This is a genomic window from Variovorax sp. M-6, assembly GCF_052114385.1.
In the GTDB taxonomy this organism is placed as follows: domain Bacteria; phylum Pseudomonadota; class Gammaproteobacteria; order Burkholderiales; family Burkholderiaceae_C; genus Variovorax.
Window position 1 is genome coordinate 66,673 of record NZ_JBFREQ010000016.1, and the last position, 16,412, is coordinate 83,084.

The 16,412-nt window shown below is 69.1% G+C and carries 16 protein-coding genes; 8 read left to right on the forward strand and 8 right to left on the reverse strand.

The features are described from left to right. Positions 1 to 8 precede the first annotated feature (8 nt). From AB4Z46_RS18650 to AB4Z46_RS18665, 4 genes are all read left to right on the forward strand, one after another. On the forward strand, positions 9 to 1,100 hold the full coding sequence (locus AB4Z46_RS18650) for a class I SAM-dependent methyltransferase (protein WP_442285120.1): 1,092 nt from the start codon (positions 9 to 11) through the stop codon (positions 1,098 to 1,100). A gap of 36 nt (positions 1,101 to 1,136) precedes the next feature. Next, positions 1,137 to 1,919, forward strand: a complete 783-nt coding sequence (gene hisN / locus AB4Z46_RS18655) for a histidinol-phosphatase (RefSeq protein ID WP_442285017.1) — start codon at positions 1,137 to 1,139, stop codon at positions 1,917 to 1,919. A gap of 9 nt (positions 1,920 to 1,928) precedes the next feature. Then, a complete protein-coding gene (locus AB4Z46_RS18660) occupies positions 1,929 to 2,123 on the forward strand; it encodes a DUF2905 domain-containing protein (RefSeq protein WP_286368922.1) in 195 nt (64 codons plus the stop codon). A gap of 174 nt (positions 2,124 to 2,297) precedes the next feature. Beyond that, on the forward strand, positions 2,298 to 3,224 hold the full coding sequence (locus AB4Z46_RS18665) for an ROK family protein (RefSeq protein ID WP_442285018.1): 927 nt from the start codon (positions 2,298 to 2,300) through the stop codon (positions 3,222 to 3,224). A 40-nt stretch (positions 3,225 to 3,264) separates the two neighbouring features. Here the strand turns inward: AB4Z46_RS18665 and AB4Z46_RS18670 are convergent, their stop codons facing one another. The 3 genes from AB4Z46_RS18670 to AB4Z46_RS18680 all read right to left on the reverse strand — a co-directional run bounded on the left by AB4Z46_RS18670 (position 3,265) and on the right by AB4Z46_RS18680 (position 6,822). Next, entirely contained in the window at positions 3,265 to 3,465 is a 201-nt protein-coding gene (locus tag AB4Z46_RS18670; RefSeq protein ID WP_442285019.1) for a hypothetical protein, read from the reverse strand. A 173-nt stretch (positions 3,466 to 3,638) separates the two neighbouring features. Then, positions 3,639 to 5,018, reverse strand: a complete 1,380-nt coding sequence (locus AB4Z46_RS18675) for an FAD-binding oxidoreductase (protein WP_442285020.1) — start codon at positions 5,016 to 5,018, stop codon at positions 3,639 to 3,641. Between the two features lie 334 nt (positions 5,019 to 5,352). Next, a complete protein-coding gene (locus tag AB4Z46_RS18680) occupies positions 5,353 to 6,822 on the reverse strand; it encodes an aminotransferase-like domain-containing protein (RefSeq protein WP_442285021.1) in 1,470 nt (489 codons plus the stop codon). Positions 6,823 to 7,002: 180 nt separating this feature from the next. On the opposite strand from AB4Z46_RS18680, the gene AB4Z46_RS18685 reads away from it, so the two are divergent. Next, a complete protein-coding gene (locus tag AB4Z46_RS18685; RefSeq protein ID WP_442285022.1) occupies positions 7,003 to 7,326 on the forward strand; it encodes a hypothetical protein in 324 nt (107 codons plus the stop codon). A gap of 30 nt (positions 7,327 to 7,356) precedes the next feature. Here the strand turns inward: AB4Z46_RS18685 and AB4Z46_RS18690 are convergent, their stop codons facing one another. Next, positions 7,357 to 8,154: an IclR family transcriptional regulator domain-containing protein gene (locus AB4Z46_RS18690; protein ID WP_442285023.1), complete on the reverse strand. Its 798-nt coding sequence runs from the start codon at positions 8,152 to 8,154 to the stop codon at positions 7,357 to 7,359. 114 nt (positions 8,155 to 8,268) lie between these two features. On the opposite strand from AB4Z46_RS18690, the gene AB4Z46_RS18695 reads away from it, so the two are divergent. The 3 genes from AB4Z46_RS18695 to AB4Z46_RS18705 are packed head-to-tail and all read left to right on the forward strand — an operon-like array spanning position 8,269 to position 11,026. Then, complete coding sequence (locus AB4Z46_RS18695) at positions 8,269 to 9,114, forward strand: TauD/TfdA dioxygenase family protein (RefSeq protein ID WP_442285024.1); 846 nt, start codon at positions 8,269 to 8,271, stop codon at positions 9,112 to 9,114. Positions 9,115 to 9,116: 2 nt separating this feature from the next. Next, entirely contained in the window at positions 9,117 to 10,055 is a 939-nt protein-coding gene (locus AB4Z46_RS18700) for an alpha/beta fold hydrolase (RefSeq protein WP_442285025.1), read from the forward strand. Then, complete coding sequence (locus tag AB4Z46_RS18705; protein WP_442285026.1) at positions 10,052 to 11,026, forward strand: tripartite tricarboxylate transporter substrate binding protein; 975 nt, start codon at positions 10,052 to 10,054, stop codon at positions 11,024 to 11,026. Before AB4Z46_RS18700 ends, AB4Z46_RS18705 begins: the two co-directional genes overlap by 4 nt. Positions 11,027 to 11,045: 19 nt before the next feature. Here AB4Z46_RS18705 and otsA read toward each other — a convergent pair whose 3' ends face one another. The 4 genes from otsA to AB4Z46_RS18725 all read right to left on the reverse strand — a co-directional run bounded on the left by otsA (position 11,046) and on the right by AB4Z46_RS18725 (position 16,379). Beyond that, positions 11,046 to 12,431 (reverse strand): alpha,alpha-trehalose-phosphate synthase (UDP-forming), encoded by a 1,386-nt coding sequence (gene otsA, locus AB4Z46_RS18710; RefSeq protein WP_442285027.1) that lies wholly within the window; start codon positions 12,429 to 12,431, stop codon positions 11,046 to 11,048. Continuing rightward, positions 12,428 to 14,287 (reverse strand): glycoside hydrolase family 15 protein, encoded by a 1,860-nt coding sequence (locus tag AB4Z46_RS18715; RefSeq protein ID WP_442285028.1) that lies wholly within the window; start codon positions 14,285 to 14,287, stop codon positions 12,428 to 12,430. The genes otsA and AB4Z46_RS18715 overlap by 4 nt, the downstream gene beginning before the upstream one ends. After that, positions 14,284 to 15,048 carry a trehalose-phosphatase gene (otsB, locus tag AB4Z46_RS18720; protein ID WP_442285029.1) on the reverse strand — a complete coding sequence of 255 codons (765 nt, stop codon included), beginning with the start codon at positions 15,046 to 15,048 and terminating at the stop codon, positions 14,284 to 14,286. The genes AB4Z46_RS18715 and otsB overlap by 4 nt, the downstream gene beginning before the upstream one ends. A gap of 62 nt (positions 15,049 to 15,110) precedes the next feature. Then, positions 15,111 to 16,379, reverse strand: coding sequence for a multifunctional CCA addition/repair protein (locus AB4Z46_RS18725; RefSeq protein WP_442285030.1), 1,269 nt, complete (start codon positions 16,377 to 16,379; stop codon positions 15,111 to 15,113). Between the last annotated feature and the right edge of the window lie 33 nt (positions 16,380 to 16,412).

Sequence of the window (16,412 nt, forward strand, 5' to 3'; positions counted from 1 at the left end):
GTATGAACATGGAGCAAGGCGCCGAACGCGCCACCCCCCTGACCCGGATTATCGACGCGGCGCTGCAGCGCACCGGCGGCTGGCTGCCCTTTGACCGCTTCATGGCGCTGGCCTTGTACGCACCGGGACTGGGCTACTACGCCAACGCGAGCCGCAAGTTCGGCCGGATGCCGGCCTCGGGCAGCGACTTCGTGACGGCGCCCGAACTCACGCCGCTGTTCGGCCGCACCCTGGCCCGGCAGGTCGAGGAGGCGCTGGTGCGCACCGGCACGCAGGAAGTCTGGGAGTTCGGTGCCGGTTCGGGCGCGCTGGCGCTGCAGCTGCTCGACACGCTGGGCGAACGCATCGCGCGCTACCGCATCGTCGACCTGTCGGGCACGCTGCGCGAGCGCCAGCAGCAGACGCTGGCCGGGCATGCGGCCAAGGTCGAGTGGCTGGCCGAGCTGCCGCAGGAGATGCGCGGCGTGGTGGTCGGCAACGAGGTGCTCGATGCGATGCCGGTGCAACTGCTGGTGCGCAAGGCGCAGCAATGGTTCGAACGCGGCGTGGTCCGCCAGGGCGACGGCTTCGCCTGGGAGGACCGGCCCACCGAACTGCGGCCGCCGGTCGAGGTGGAGGGCGCGCACGACTACCTGACCGAGATCCATCCGCAGGCCGAGGCCTTCATCGCCACGCTGGCCGACCGGCTGCGGCAGGGCGCCGCCTTCTTCATCGACTACGGTTTCCCCGAGGCCGAGTACTACCACCCGCAGCGCCACATGGGCACCGTGATGTGCCACCGCGGGCACCTGGCCGACGCCGATCCGCTGGCCGAGGTCGGCGCCAAGGACATCACGGCCCACGTGAACTTCACCGGCGTCGCGCTGGCGGGGCAGGACGCCGGTCTCGAGGTGCTCGGCTACTGCAGCCAGGCGAGGTTCCTGCTCAACGCGGGCATCCTGCCGATGATGGAAGCGGCTTCGCTGGCCGAGCGCGCGATGGCCGCGCGGCTGATCCACGAGCACGAGATGGGCGAGCTGTTCAAGGTGATCGGCTTCGCCGTCGGCGAGCCCTGGGACGCGCTCGGCTTCGCCGAGGGCGACCGCAGCCACACGCTGTGAGGTTTTCGGTGACCGGCGGTGGGGTCTAATCTCCCCATGAGTTCCATCTTCACACCGGCCGACGACCTGCGCGTCGCCCATGCATTGGCCGATGCGGCGGCCGCGCACTCGCTGCGCCTGTTCCGCACTCCGCTCGACATCATCTCGAAGGCCGACGAAAGTCCCGTGACCCAGGCCGACCGCGCGGCCGAGACCGCGATGCGCGAGATCCTCGGCACCGAACGGCCCGCCGACGGCATCTTCGGCGAAGAGCACGGCCGCGAACGGCTCGAGGCCGAGCGCGTCTGGGTGCTGGATCCGATCGACGGCACGCGCAGCTTCATCACCGGATCGCCGCTGTGGGGCACCCTGATCGGGCTGCTGCGCGGCGGCCGGGTCGAGCTCGGCATGGTCGACATGCCGGTGCTCGGCGAGCGCTGGATCGGGCAGGCCGGCATCGGCGCGACGCGCAACGGCCAGCCGGTTCGTGCGAGCCAGTGCAGCGCGCTGGCCGACGCCCGCATCGTGACCACTTCGCCGGACATCTTCAACCCGGCCGACTGGCAGGCCTTCGACGTCTTGAGCCGCCGCTGCGCGATGCGGCGCTTCGGCGGCGACTGCTACGGCTACGCCCAGCTGGCCGGCGGCACCATCGACCTGGTGGTCGAAACCGGCCTGCAACCCTATGACTACCTCGGCCCGACCGGGCTGATCGAGGCCGCTGGCGGCATCGTCACCGACTGGCAGGGCCGGCCGCTGGGGCTCGAATCGGACGGCCGCGTGGTCGCGGCCGCCACAAGCGAACTGCACCGACAGGCGCTGGCGCTGCTCGCGGCCTAGACTGCACGCATGATCCGCTGGCTGATCGTCGTCGTCCTGGCCCTGGTGCTCATGAGCGGCCTGACGGCCTGGCTGCGGCGCTTCGGCTTCGGGCGCCTGCCCGGCGACTTCGAGTTCCGTGCCTTCGGCCGCGATTGGCAGCTGCCGATCGCGAGCACGGTGCTGCTGAGCATGATCGCGGCCCTGGTCGCACGATGGATCTGAACAGATGAGCGCAGTGCAGGGCCGCCCCAAGCAAGCTCGCGCCCCCTCGGGGGGCAGCGAGGACACGAAGTGCCGAGCGTGGGGGCCCATGAGCGCAGTGCAGGGCCGCCCCAAGCAAGCTCGCGCCCCCTCGGGGGGCAGCGAGGACACGAAGTGCCGAGCGTGGGGGCACCCATGAGAGCCTGCGTCGACATCGGCGGCACCAAGATCGCCGTGAGCCTTTCGGCCGACAGCCGCACGCCGCTGGTCGGCCGGCGCAGCGAACCGACCGCCAAGACCGGCGACAACGACTCGGTGGCGCTGCAGATCGTGCGGCTGATCGACGAGGCCTGTGCCGAGCAGAACATCGCCAGCGCCTCGATCGACCGTGTCGGCATCTCGTCGGCCGGCCCGTTCGAGATCCGCGACGGCATGGTCGAGCTGGCGTCGCCGAACATCTGCGGCGGCATCGCCGGCCCGGCGCGCGGACTGCCCAACCAGTGGATGACCGCGCTGATCGAGGCTCCGCTCAAGCGGCGCTTCGCCCATGTGCGGATCGAGAACGACGCGGTGGCCGCCCTCGAGGCCGAGCGGCGCTGGGGTGCGCTGCAGGGCGCCGACCATTGCGCCTACGTCACATGGAGCACCGGCGTCGGCGTCGGGCTGTGCGTCGACGGCCACGTGCTGCGCGGCAAGAACGGCAATGCCGGCCATGCCGGCCACAGCTTCGTGTCCGACGACGACCACCAGGCGCTGTGCGGCTGCGGCAATTTCGGCGACGTCGAGGGACTGGTGGCCGGCAATGCGATCGCACGCCGCTTCGGCGAGCCGGCGGCCGACCTGTTCGCCGCCGCCGCCCGCGGCGAAGCGAAGGCGCTGGCCACCACCGATGCGCTGTGCCGCGTGATGGGCCGGATGCTCTTCAACCTGGTTGCCACCCTCGACCTGCAGCGCATCAGTCTCGGCGGCAGCGTGTTCTGGAACAACCGCGACTTCCTGCTGCCGCGGCTGCAGGCCCAGATCGACGGCAAGCTCGCGGCCCTGACCCGGGGCGCGGTGCTGGTGGCTGCCGGCCTGGGCGACCGGGTCGGCGACTACGGGGCGATGGCGCTGCTCGACTGAGCGAGATCCGCCAGGGGAACACGGTTGGCGCCAGTCGGCTTCAGTGCAGTGCCTTGCGCACCGATGCGATCGCATCCCAAATGGCCTGCATGCGCCGCTCCACGTCGGCGTTGATGACCGTGACCAGCGAGCCAAGGGCGTAAACCGGCAGGGCTCGCGCCCTCCCGCCCGAGCCGCCAAAAAATGAGGCACGAGCCTGAAAGCAGCAGGCCATGGCGACGGGCGATGCTTGGGCTTGCATGCAGGGGCGGACTGCCGGTTTGCTGCAGCCGACCTTGGGCTTATGCTCGCGTACTACCGTGATCGGCCAGGAGCCGTCGGTCGCCGTTAGCGCCAGGAGCAGTCACTCGACGGCACGCTCAACCCGAGGTGGACGATTCAGATGCCACCCCGCGTCGCGCGTTGACTACCATGCTACGGCTGGATATTTTGGTTCATGTGGAACAGGTTGCCCGGGTCGTACTTGCGCTTGATCGACGCCAGCTTGTCGTAGTGCGGTCCGTAATTGTCCTTGACCCGGCCCTGGTCGTCCTCGGCCATGAAGTTGATGTAGCCGCCTGCTTGCGAGTGGGGCTCCAGGGCTTTGTAGTAGTCCTTCACCCACTTCGTGTTCCTGGCGTTGTCAGCGGGATCCGGCCACATCCCAGCGATCACGGTCGCGAAGCTCGCGTCGCGATGACCCCATGCGGTCGCGTCCGGCTTCACCCGGTGGCAGGCTCCGTTGATCGGGTAGATGTGCATCGTGGAGTTCATCACCGGCACCTGCGGCCCGAACCGGGCGTGGGCCTCGATCGCGCCATCCGTCAACTCGGTCGCGAATGAGGCCTTCCAGTAGTGCTGCAGGCCCGGAGGCAACAGCGCATCGAAAAGGCCGTTGATCACGTAGTACGGCATCGGCGCGACCATCTCCGCAACGACCGGCGCCGCGCCGCGTATCTTCGCCATTTCCGCGTCGGCCTTGTCCATCGGCCCGGCCCAACACGAGACGATCGCAATGAACGTCTTGCCATGGTCCTCTGCTTTGATGAAGGGCAGTGGCGGGGCAATCTGGAACGCTGGAAACAGCCCCATTTCCTCCGGCGCTTTCGCCACATAGTCGCGGTAGAACTGCAACACCTCGCGCACCTTCTCGATCGGATAGAAGAAGATGCCTGCCGTAATGTCCTTGACCGGATGCAGCTGGTACTCGAACGAGGTCACCACGCCGAAGTTCCCGCCTCCGCCGCGGATCGCCCAGAAGAGATCCTCGTTCTCCGCGGCACTCGCCACGCGGAACTGTCCGTCCGCCGTTACGAGATCCGCCGAGAGCAGGTTGTCGAGCGATAGCCCGAACCGGCGCGTGAGGTAGCCGATGCCGCCGCCAAGCGTCAGCCCGGCGATGCCGGTCGAGCCGATGATTCCACCGGTCGTCGCCAAGCCGAACGGGTACGTCGCGTGATTGAAGTCGGCCCACAGGGTCCCGCCGCCTGCCCGCGCCGTCTTACGATTCGGATCGATCCGCACGCCTTTCATCTGCGAGAGGTCGATCACGACGCCCCCATCGCACGTCCCGAAGCCGGGAACACTGTGCGACCCGCCGCGCACCGACAGATCGAGGCCGTTCTCGCGCGCATAGTCGACCCCGGCCATCACGTCGCCAACGTCGACCGCACGGATCACGACCGAGGGCCGCCGATCGATCATTCCGTTGTAGACCTTGCGCGCCCCTTCGTAGCCGTCGTCGGTGGGAGTGATCACCTGCCCGCGAGCGCGCTCCCGAACACCGTCGATCGTCGGCTTGGCCATCGTTGTCATCGCCGCACCTCCGCTTCTGTTGCAAGACTCGGGCGAACAATATGCGCCCGATGAGAAGCCCAGTCAATGACGCAGGCTCGGGCCGTCAATTGGCGCGCAATCTCTGCGAACACCCGCTGCTGCGCCGCGCAAGCCATGCACTACCCGGGCCATCCCGGTGCGCGCGACATCCCCGGCCGCCTGAAAGCAGAACGGCTGACTTGAATGTCGGCTTCGATGCGGGGCGAGCAGCCGCTACGGGCCCATTCCCGAGAATGAAGCTTGCTCAGCCAACTTCCGCAACCAGTCCGAGACAGTCATTCGCCAACCCGACATGAACGCCCAGCGCCGCCCCTCACGCCGCCATCCGCACCGCCGCGCCTTGCCCCGCCCCTGATTCGCACGCAATCTCCCCAAGCCGCCGCAGCCCGCCCTCGATCGCGTCGGTGAAGGGCCAGCCGCAATTGATGCGCAGGTAGTGGTCGAAGCGCGACGAGTTCGAGAACAGCGCGCCGGGCGCCACCAGGATCCCCTCGCGCAAGGCGCGGTCGAACACCGTCATCGATGGCAGCCGGTCGGGCAGCTCCACCCACAGCTGCAGTCCGCCCGGCGGCAGGTTCAGCCGCGTCCCCGCGGGGAAGTGCGCCGCGATGGCATCGGCCGTGCGCTCGCGCTGTTCCCGCAGGCGTTCGCGCAGGCGCCGCAGGTGCCGGTCGAAGGCGCCGGTGCCCATGTACTCGCCGGCCGTCCACTGCGACAGCTCCTCGTTGCTGCGGGTCTGCGTGTACTTGAGCATCTCGACGCGCCCATGCCACCGTCCGGCCGAGATCCACCCCAGCCGCATGCCCGGCGCCAGGATCTTGTGCAGCGAGGCGCAGTGGATCACGTTGCCCGTGCGGTCCCATGACTTGATCGCCCGCGCCGGCGTCTCGGTGTCGAGCAGTTCGCTGTAGGTGTCGTCCTCGATCAGCGCAACGCCATGCTGCTCGCAGAGCGCGACCAGGCGCTGCTTGTGCGCGTCGGGCATGACGCTGCCCAACGGGTTCTGCAGATGCGGCACCACCACCACCGCCTTGATGTTGTCGTAGGCATCGAGCGCCATCTCCAGGGCCTCGACCGACAGCCCGGTCTGCGGGCTGGTGGGAATCTCGACGGCGCGCATGCCCAGGCTCTCGAGCACTTGCAGCAGGCCGTAGAAGGTCGGCGACTCGACCGCCACCGTATCGCCGGGCTGGGCCACGGCGCGCAGCGCGAGGTTGAGCGCCTCGATGCAGCCGTTGGTGGACAGCACCTCGTCGGGCGCGAGCGTCATGCCCGCGCGCAGTCCGCGCCGCGCCGCGGCTTCGCGCAAGGGCGTGAGGCTGCGCGAGGGCGCGGCGGTCGTCAGCACGGCCGGCCGCTGGCGCAGCAGCCGCATCATGATCGTCTGCAGCGCCTGCGCCGGATAGAGCTCCGGCGCACCGCGCGCCAGCGAGAAGTCGATCCGCACCTCGCCCTGGCGCCTGCGGGCGACGAATTCCGAGACCTTCGCATGGATGCCGACGTACTGCGCCGGGTCGGGCGCCACATTGGCGGCGGGCTCTTCCATGGTCGCGATCGCGAGCCGGCGCGGCCGCCGCACGAAGTAGCCCGAACGGTCGCGGGCCTCGACCCAGCCTTCGCCTTCCATCGTGCGGCACAGCTGAAGCGCGGTCGACAGGCTGATCCCGTGCAGCCGCATCAGGCTGCGCAGCGAGGGCAGCTTGTCGCCCGGCTTGAGCGAACCGGCGCCGATCGCGTCCAGGTAGTGCGTGGCCAGCTGGCGGTAGAGCGGTGGCGATTCCATGCGGTCGATGCTCGCCCAGGCGGGGCCGGGAAAACAGATGCAGATTGTTCGGAAAGAACCATAACAGATGGCCTTCCAAGACGTCTGTTGCGGCAGCCAAAGGCTTTTGCTGTGCCTGTTTTTTCGGCAGGGCGCTGCCTACGATGAAGCCGTTGCCAACTCTTCGACAGGGCCCCCGCGATGACCACCGAGCTTCCCGAAACCACCCGCCTGCTGCCCGGCCAGACGCTGCGCATGGCCGTCGATGCCGGCTTCACGCTGCTCGTCACGCAAGGTTGCGTCAACGTGACCGCGCCGCCCAGCTGGTTCGGCGAAACCATGTTCAGCGTCAGGACGCCGCTGGACGATGGCGAGGCCTTCGTTTCGGAGCGGGGCGGCTGGATCGAGGTGACGGCGCTGTCGCCTGCTCGCGTGAGCGCCATCCCGGTGTCCTCGGCCGCGGCGCCCATGCCCGTTTCGCGCGTGGTTCGTCTCGTGCAGCGCCTGATCGGCGGCACGGCCTGACCTGGTCAGGCCGCGCGCTGGCGGACGCGCTCAGCAGAGCGAATCGGTCAGCGCACTGATCTGTTCGGCACAGGCGCGCAGCGAAGGCACGACACGGCCCTCGATGTGCGCCAGGCTCCATGGTTCGCCGATCGAACTCACGTTGAGCCCGACGGTCGATTCGCCGCTGCGTGACGGCAACGCGATCGCGACGCCGAACAGCCCCGCGACGAGCTCGCTGTTCGTGAAGCTCCAGCCACGTTGCCTTACTTGCGCGAGTTCGACATGCAGCGCTTTGCGCTCGGTCACGGTGTAGGGCGAGAGCCTGGCCATCGACCCCGAGGGCAGATGCTCGGCCAGTCGGTCCTGGGGCAACTGCGCGAGCAGCGCGCGGCCCAGCGAATGGGCGTAGGCCGGCAGCCGGTCGCCTGCCCGCAGATCGAGCTTGATCGGCCGGTCGGCCTCCACGCGCTCCACGAAGAGCACGTCCGTGCCTGACAGGATGCCGATGGCGGCACCCGCGTCCAGCTCCCTGGACAGCGCCAGCAGGTAGGGGCGCGACGCGGCTGGCAGCCCGAGCGAGCGGAAATACCGATAGCCCAGCTCCAGTGACTTCGGCGCCAGTTCGAAGAGGCGGTCGTGCTGGACCAGGTAGCCGAGTTCGGTCAGCGTGATCAGGATCCGGCGCGAGGCCGCGCGCGTGACGCCGATGAGTTCCGCGGCGGACTGGATGCTCACCGTGCGCGTGCGCTCGTCGAAGACCTCGAGCAGCCGAAGCCCGTTGGCCAGGGCGTCGAGGAACTCCCGCTTCTCGTCGCCAGCGCTTTCCTGGCTGTCCTTCTTTTGCATCTGCACTCCATGAATTGAAACCTGCGCGAGCCGCTCGCGACACGCGTTGACAGCGTATCCGAGCGCCGCTAAAGTAAGTAGCGAACATTTGTTCGCAAATTGAGGAGTTTACCCATGCAGGTTCTGCCGCTGTCCGAGGGCTTCGGTGCCGAGGTGCGAGGCATCGATTTGTCGCGCGACTTTTCCGAGGAGGAGTTCGATGCGATCCACCGTGTGTTCGTGGACAACAAGCTGGTTTGTTTCCGCGACCAGACGCTCTCGGCGCCGGCGCAGATCGCCTTCAGCAAGCGCTTCGGGCCGCTCGAGGTGCACCTGCTGTCGCAGTACAACCACCCGGATCACCCGGAAATCTTCAGGCTCTCCAATCGTGTCGTGGACGGGCAGCCGATGGGCATCGCGGACGGCGGTTCCTACTGGCATTCGGATTTCGCCTTCCAGGAGCAGCCCGCGAAGGCGACGATCCTGAACGCGCTCGAGATTCCGCCCGAGGGCGGGGACACGCTCTTCGTCGACATGGCCGCGGCCTACGACGCCTTGCCCGACGCGTGGAAGCAAAGGCTCGACGGGCTGCACGCGGTGCACCGCTATCGTCGCAAGGCGTCGACCGATGGCCAGTCGACCCAGGTCGAACTCACCGAGGCCCAGAAGCAGCAGACGCCGGACGTGGCGCATCCGCTGGCGCGCACGATCCCGGACACGGGCAGGAAGGCCGTCTTCGCCCATCGTGGAATGACGGCGGAGGTGGTCGGCGTGTCGCGCGAAGAGAGCGACGAGATCCTCGAATTCCTGTTCCGCCACACGCTGCAGCCGCAGTTCCGCTACGACTTCCGCTGGAGTCCGGGTGACGTCGTGATGTGGGACAACCGCTCCACCATGCACAGTGCGACCACGCGCGATCTGCCCGCCGGACAGTTCCGCACGCTCTACCGCACCACGGTGCGCGGCGAGCGCCCGGTCTGAGCATGGTGCAGGCCACACAGGTCGGGACCTGCGATGTCGACGGCATGCCGCTGTCCGACGGACGGATCGTCCGCGTCCGCCTGGCCTATACCAGCCAGGGGCCCGCAGAGGCGCCGACCTACCTGCTTCTCCATGGCTACACCGGCAGTCACTTCGCGCTCGCCCCGCATCCGGCGGCCGCCGACAGCGCCTGGGCCTGTGCCTGGGTCGGTCCGGGGAAGGCGCTCGACACCCGGCACTGCCGGGTGTTGACGGTGAATCTTCCCGGCTCCTCGTACGGGTCGAACTGGGAGGGTGCCGACCATGCGTACGCCCCCATCGCCGGCATGGCGTGGGCGATCGACGCCTGGCTCGGCGGGCTCGGCGTCGTGCGCCTGCATGGCGCCATCGGTTATTCGTTCGGCGGCTACGTTGCGCTGGGTCTCAAGTCCTGGCATCCATCGCGGGTGGCTCGCGCGTTGGTGATCTGCAGCGCATCGCGCGGGCGTGGATCGCTGGACGAACTCGACGCGCTGCGCCGCCTGGACACGCCGGAAAAGCGCTTTGCCCATCGAATGGAGACGCTTCGGACGGCCGGCCTGGCGCAGTGGACGCAGAATCATGGAGAACAAGCCCTGGACCGCGAGCGCAGCGCGGTTCGCCGCTGGGCCGCCGAATTCAGCGCTGCGTCGCTGTGGCGCCTGCGGGCCGCCGCGGCCACCTTCGAACTGCCTCGCTGGCCAGCGGCCACCACAGCCCTGTATGCCTCCTCCGACCTGCTGTTTCCTCCGCGTGCGGAGGGGGCGGAAGAGGTGCACACGGTGCAGACGCGCTATGGCCATCAAGCGCTCCTGCTCGACCCCGACGCCTGGATCGAGCCGATCGGCCGATGGGCGCGCGCAGAGCCGCCAGGACCGGCCTCGACATCAACGACCGAGACAACACCACAGGACCTTGCATGAAACGCAATCACTTCATTCACTCGCTGGCCGCCTTGCTGCTGTCTGCGGCCGCCTGCGCGCCGGCCTTCGGCGAAGCCGCCAGATGGCCCACGAAGCCGGTGCGCCTGATCGTGGCCTACCCGCCGGGCGGCGCCACCGACACGCAGGCGCGCGTGGTCGGGCAGAAGCTGTCCGAGCGCTGGGGCCAGCCGGTGATCGTGGAAAACAGGCCCGGGGGCAATACGGTGATCGCCACCGATGCCGTCGCCAAGGCGCCGCCCGACGGCCACACGCTGCTGCTCACCGCGATGCCCTTTGCGCTGAACCCCTTTCTTCTCGACAAGCTGCCCTACGACTCCGCCAGGGACCTGGCGCCAGTGACTGTGCTGACGACGATTCCCAACGTGCTCGTCGCGCATCCCGACCTGGGCGCGAAAAACGTGTCGGCGCTGGTGCGCAAGGCCAAGGCCGCCCCGGGCTCGATCTCGTTCGCATCGACCGGGCTCGCGACCTCCACCCACCTGTCCGGCGAACTGTTCGCGAGCATGGCGGGCATCGAGCTGGTCCATGTGCCGTACAAGGGAAGCGCGCCGGCGCATCAGGATCTGCTCGCGGGTCGCGTGCCGATCATGTTCGACAACGGTGTGCTGCAGCACATCAAGGCCGGCAAGGTCGTTGCGCTGGGCGTCACCTCGGCCAAGCGCGTGCCCTGGCTTCCCGACGTTCCCACGATCGCGGAACAGGGCTTGCCCGGCTATGAGGCGGTCGCCTGGTACGGCATCTTCGCGACCGGCGGCACGCCGCAGGACACGGTCGACCGCATCGCCGCCGACATCACCTGGGCCGTGCGTTCGCCGGAACTCGCACCGAAGCTCGAGGCCATCGGTGCCAGTGCGGGCGGCGGCACGCCGGACCAGTTCCGCCGCTATCTGGCGGACGAAACGCAGCGCTGGGGCAAGCTGATCAAGGAGCGCGGCATCAAGGTCGAGTGAGGCCAGCGCGGCGGCACCGCTAGCGCTCGCTTGCCGCTTCGCGCAGCGCCATCAGAAAGCCCTGCCGCCACCAGTGCACGTCCTGTTCGCGGATGCGCGCCAGCAGCTTCTGGTGGCGCTCGCGCCGCTCCTCCAGCGGCATCTGCAGCGCCTGCTGCACGGTCTCGGCCGTGCCGTGGGTGTCGTAGGGATTCACCAGCAGCGCCTCCTTGAGCTGCTCGGCCGCGCCGGCGAAGCGCGACAGCACCAGCACGCCGGGGTCGGCCGGGTCCTGCGCCGCGATGTATTCCTTGGCCACCAGGTTCATGCCGTCGCGCAGCGGCGTGACCAGGCCGACCGCGGCGGCACGGCACAGGCCGGGCACGCGCTTGCGGGCGACCATGCGGTGGATGTAGCGCACCGGCATCCAGTCGAGCTCGCCGTAGTCGCCGTTGATGGCGCCGCACAGCGACTCCAGTTCGCGCCGGATGTCGCCGTAGGCGTCGACGGTCTCGCGCGTCGGCGAAGCGATCTGGATCAGGGTCGCGCTGCGGCGGTTCTCGGGATAGTTGGCCAGCAGCTCGCGGAACGAGCGCACACGCTGCGGGATGCCCTTGGAGTAGTCGAGACGGTCGATGCCCAGCAGCAGGCGCCGGCTCGAATACTCGCGCTTCATGGTCTCGTACATGTCGCGCGATTCCTTGGCGTGCGTGAGCGCCGCGAACTCGTCGACGTCGATGCCGATCGGGAAGGCGTTGCAGCGCACCTTCTGGCCGTAGGCGCGGTACATGTGGTTGTCCAGGATCTCGCCGTGGGCCTCGTTCTTCACGTAGTGCTCGAAATGCTGCACGTCCTGCTCGGCCTGGAAGCCGATCAGGTCGTAGGCGAACAGCGAGCGCATCAGCCACTCGTGCTGCGGGACCGCCGCGATGATGATCTGCGGCGGCAGCGGGATGTGCAGGAAGAAGCCGATGCGCTGCCGGCAGCCCATCGCACGCAGCTCGGCCGCCAGCGGGATCAGGTGGTAGTCGTGCACCCAGATGATGTCGTCTTCCCTCAGCAGCGGCAGCAGCTTGCGCGCGAACAGCTGGTTCACGCGCCGGTAGCCGCCGATGAAGCCGGCGTCGAAGTGCGCCAGGTCGAGCCGGTTGTGGAACACCGGCCACAGCACGTCGTTGCTGTAGCCCTGGTAGTAGCTGTCGTGGTCCTCGCGGCTCAGGTCGATGGTGGCGAGGGTGACCTTGCCGGCCTGCTGCCGGTGCAGTTCGCCTTCGCCGGTCGGGCCTTCCTCGACGATGGCGCCGCTCCAGCCGAACCACAGGCCGCCGCTTTGCTGCAGGCTCTCGCCGAGCGCCACGGCGAGCCCGCCGGCGGCTGGCTTGCGCGGGTCGGCGACCCGGTTGGAGACCACGACGAGTCGACTCATATGCACGAATCCCAAGGCGCCGACAGCCGCACCGCCGCGTTGATGATCCCCACCATCGAATAGGTCTGCGGGAAGTTGCCCCACATCTCGCCGGTGACCGGGTGCGTGTCCTCGGACAGCAGGCCGAGCGGGTTGCGCGCCGCCAGCATGGTTTCGAAGATCTGGCGCGCTTCGGCCTTGCGGCCGATCTTGGCCAGCGCGTCGATGCGCCAGAAGGTGCAGATGTTGAAGGCGGTCTCGGGCTTGCCGAAGTCGTCGGCGGCCTCGTAGCGGCGCATGTAGGGGCCGTCGCAGAGGGATTTCTCCATCGCCTCGACCGTCGAGATGAAGCGCGGGTCGCGCGCATCGATCAGGCCGACTTCGACCATCAGCAGCACGCTGGCATCGAGCTCATGGCCGCCGAAGCTCTCGGCGAAGGCCTGGCGCTCTTCGCACCACGACTTGTCGAGGATCTCCTCGCGCATCCGGGACGAGTGCCCGTGCCAGTAGGCCGCCCGGTCCACAAGGCCGAGCGAGCGTGCGATCTTGGCGAGCCGGTCGCAGGCGGCCCAGCTCATCAGCGCCGAGCTGGTGTGGATGCGCGCGCGCGTGCGCAGCTCCCACATGCCGGCATCGGGCGTGCCGTAGACCCGGATCGCCTGCTCGCCGACCGCCTCCAGGTGCGGGAACTCGGCGACGCCGGCACGGCTCAGCAGCCGGTGGTCGTGGAAGGCCTGCGCCGCGCCGAGCACGATGTTGCCGTAGACGTCGTGCTGGAAATGCTCCTGCGCCTGGTTGCCGACCCGCACCGGTCCCATGCCCCGGTAGCCACCCAGCCCTTCGACGAAGGACTCGGGCAGCTCGCGCTCCAGGCCGATGCCGTAGAGCGGCTGGATGTGCTCGCCGTGCGAGCCGATCACCACGTTCGACAGCCAGCGCAGGTAGTCCTCCATGGTGCCGACCTCCGACAGGCTGTTGAGCGCGCGCACCACGAAGAAGGCGTCGCGCAGCCAGCAGTAGCGGTAGTCCCAGTTGCGCTGGCTGCCCGGCGCCTCGGGAATGCTGGTGGTCATGGCAGCGACGATCGCGCCGGTGTCCTCGTAGAGCGAGAGCTTGAGCGTGATCGCGGCCCGGATCACCGCCTCCTGGTACTCGAACGGGATCGCGAGGCGCTTGCTCCAGGTGCGCCAGTAGGCGATGGTTTCCTGCTCGAAGTGGCGCGCGGTGTCGGCGATGCCGTCGGTCAGCGTCTCGTCGGCGCCGAGCACGAAGTTGTGCTCGCGCGAGAGCACGAAGGGCTGGCGCGAGAGGATGTGCGAGACCGAGACGTCGGTGGTCAGCCTGAGCGTGAAATCGGGGCCGACAAAGCGGATGTGGTTGCTGCCGCGCGTGATGGTGGGGGCCTGCGCGCCCCATTGGAAGCGCGGCGCCAGCGACACGCGGATGCGCGGCGTGCCGTTGATCGGCTTCACCCGGCGCACCATCGTGAGCGGCCTGAAATAGCGCGAACGGCTGTGGAAGCGCGGCGCCAGGTCGGTGATCTCGATGCCCTGGCCGCTGCTGTCGAACAGCTGGGTCCGCAGCACCGCGGTGTTCGACTCGTACCACTGCCTCGACGAGGCGAAGTCCTCGATCTCGATGGCCCAGGCGCTGGCGTCCTCGCCCGGGTGCAGCAGCGCGTTGAACACCGGGTCGCCGTCGAAGCGCGGCAGGCAGCACCAGACCACGCGGCCGCGGGCATCGACCAGCGCGCTGTAGGCGCAGTTGCCGATCACGCCGACGTCGAGCGAGGCGGCGGCGGGCGGGCCGAAGCCCGTGCGGGTGGCCGGATCGGCGAGGTCTTCGATGGCGGCGATCTCTGCGGCGGGTGTCTTCATTCAGGCTTCCTAGGGCTGTCGTTGTGGCCGGGTGACGCGAGCAGGTCCCGCGCCGCCACCAGCCATTCGAACACCGCGCGCGGCGAGTCGAGGCGGCACAGCGCCCGGCTGGGACCGGAGCCGACCTTGATCGCGACGCCGCCGCGCGGCTGCACGATGGCGAAGCCGCTCTCGTCGGTGGTGTCGTCGCCCGCGAACACCGGCATCCGGCCGGCGAACGGCGCTTCGTGCATGAAGGCGTCGATCGCGACGCCCTTGTTGATGCCCGCGGGCTTGACCTCGAACACGAACTTGCCGTGCATCAGTTCGAACTGCGGCTGGTCGCCGATCACGCGAGCCATGGCGTCGCGGCAGACGGCTTCGAGCTGGGGCGCGAGCCGGTAGTGCAGGGCGATCGCGGCGTGCTTGCGCTCGACCAGCAGGCCCTCGTGCACGCGCGCGAGTTCGTTGGCGGCATCCAGCACGAGCGTGAGATCGAGCGCGCGCTGCTCCTGCATCCGGCCATCGGCATCGCGGCGCTGCACGCCATGCTCGCCCGCGGCCGGCAGCCTCAGGGGCGCGAGGAAGCGGTCGATGACGTCGATCTGGCGGCCGGAGACGACGGCCAGCGCGCCGCCCAGCAGGTCATGGAGGTCGCCGAGCAGCGCGACCAGGGCCGGCGGAACATGAATCGCCTCCGGCGTCTCGGCGATGTCCACCAGCGTGCCGTCGAAGTCGAGAAAGAGGGCCGCGTCGGCGGTGAGTCTGGGGGGCTTCTGCATGGAGGGAAAACCATAGCAGACTCGCGCCGCCCGGCGCGTCGGCCAATGTCGCTATTCGAAACTCAGGGCGCGGGCAGAAGGGCAGCCGACACCGCCGCGACCCGCGCGCGGGCGATCGCCTCTCCGATCTTCGGACCGGATGCGCCGGCCCCCTGCGCGGCGCGCGCGATCGGCTCGGTCGCCACCGAACGCGCCGCGGTCAAGGCCGCCAGCAGTCGCGGTCGCTGCGGATACGGCGCCTGCTCCAGGCCGAGCCGTCCGCGCGCATCGCATTCGCAGGCCAGCAGCACCTCGGCGAAGCGCTCGGGTTTCCTGAAGGCGTCGCAGCGCTCCAGCAGGCGGACGATCGCGGCGGCGTCGAGATCGCCGCTGCGGTGGATGTTGCCGTGCTCGCGCGCCACCACGTCAGCCAGTTCCCGGACCTCGACCGGCACCCGCCAGCGGTCGCAGACCGCGCGCAGCAGGCGGGCGCTGCGCTGCTCGTGACCGATGTGGCGCGGCAGTACGTCGGCGGGCGTGGTGCCCTTGCCGAGGTCGTGCACCAGGCAGGCGAAGCGAACGCCCAGCGGCGCCGAGAGGCGCGCCGCCATGTCGAGCACCATCATCAGGTGCACGCCGGTGTCGACTTCGGGGTGGTGGGCCTCGGGCTGCGGCACGCCCCAGAGGCGGTCGACCTCGGGCAGCAGCACCGCCAGCGCGCCGCATCGGCGCAGCAGCTCGAACATCCGCGAAGGCCGGGTCTCCATCAGGCCGCGTGCGAGTTCCTGCCAGACGCGCTCGGGCACCAGGGCGTCGACCTCGCCGGCCTCGACCATCTCGCGCATCAGCGCCAGGGTGTCCGGCGCGACCTGGAAATCGCTGAAGCGGGCCGCGAAGCGCGCGACCCGGAGGATGCGCACCGGGTCCTCGCGGAAGGCGTCGGTCACATGGCGCAGCAGCTTGTGCTGCAGGTCGCGCTGGCCGTGGAAGGGGTCGACCAGGTCGGCCGGGTCCAGGTCCAGCCGGTCGGCGGCGGCGATGCGCTCGGCCGGCAGCGCGATCGCGTTGATGGTCAGGTCGCGCCGCGCCAGGTCTTCCTCGAGCGTGACGTCGGGTGCCGCGTGGACGACGAAGCCGCGGTAGCCCGGGGCACTCTTGCGTTCGGTGCGCGCCAGGGCGTATTCCTCGCGCGTCTCGGGATGCAGGAAGACCGGAAAGTCGCGTCCCACCGGCAGGAAGCCGAGCGCGGCCATCTTTTCGGGCGTCGCGCCGACCACGACCCAGTCGTGGTCGCTGCCGTCGCGGCCGAGCAGCGCATCGCGGATCGCGCCGCCGACGAGATAGGTTTGCATGCGGCGAGTCTAGACCCGGGCGGGCCGGCCCGA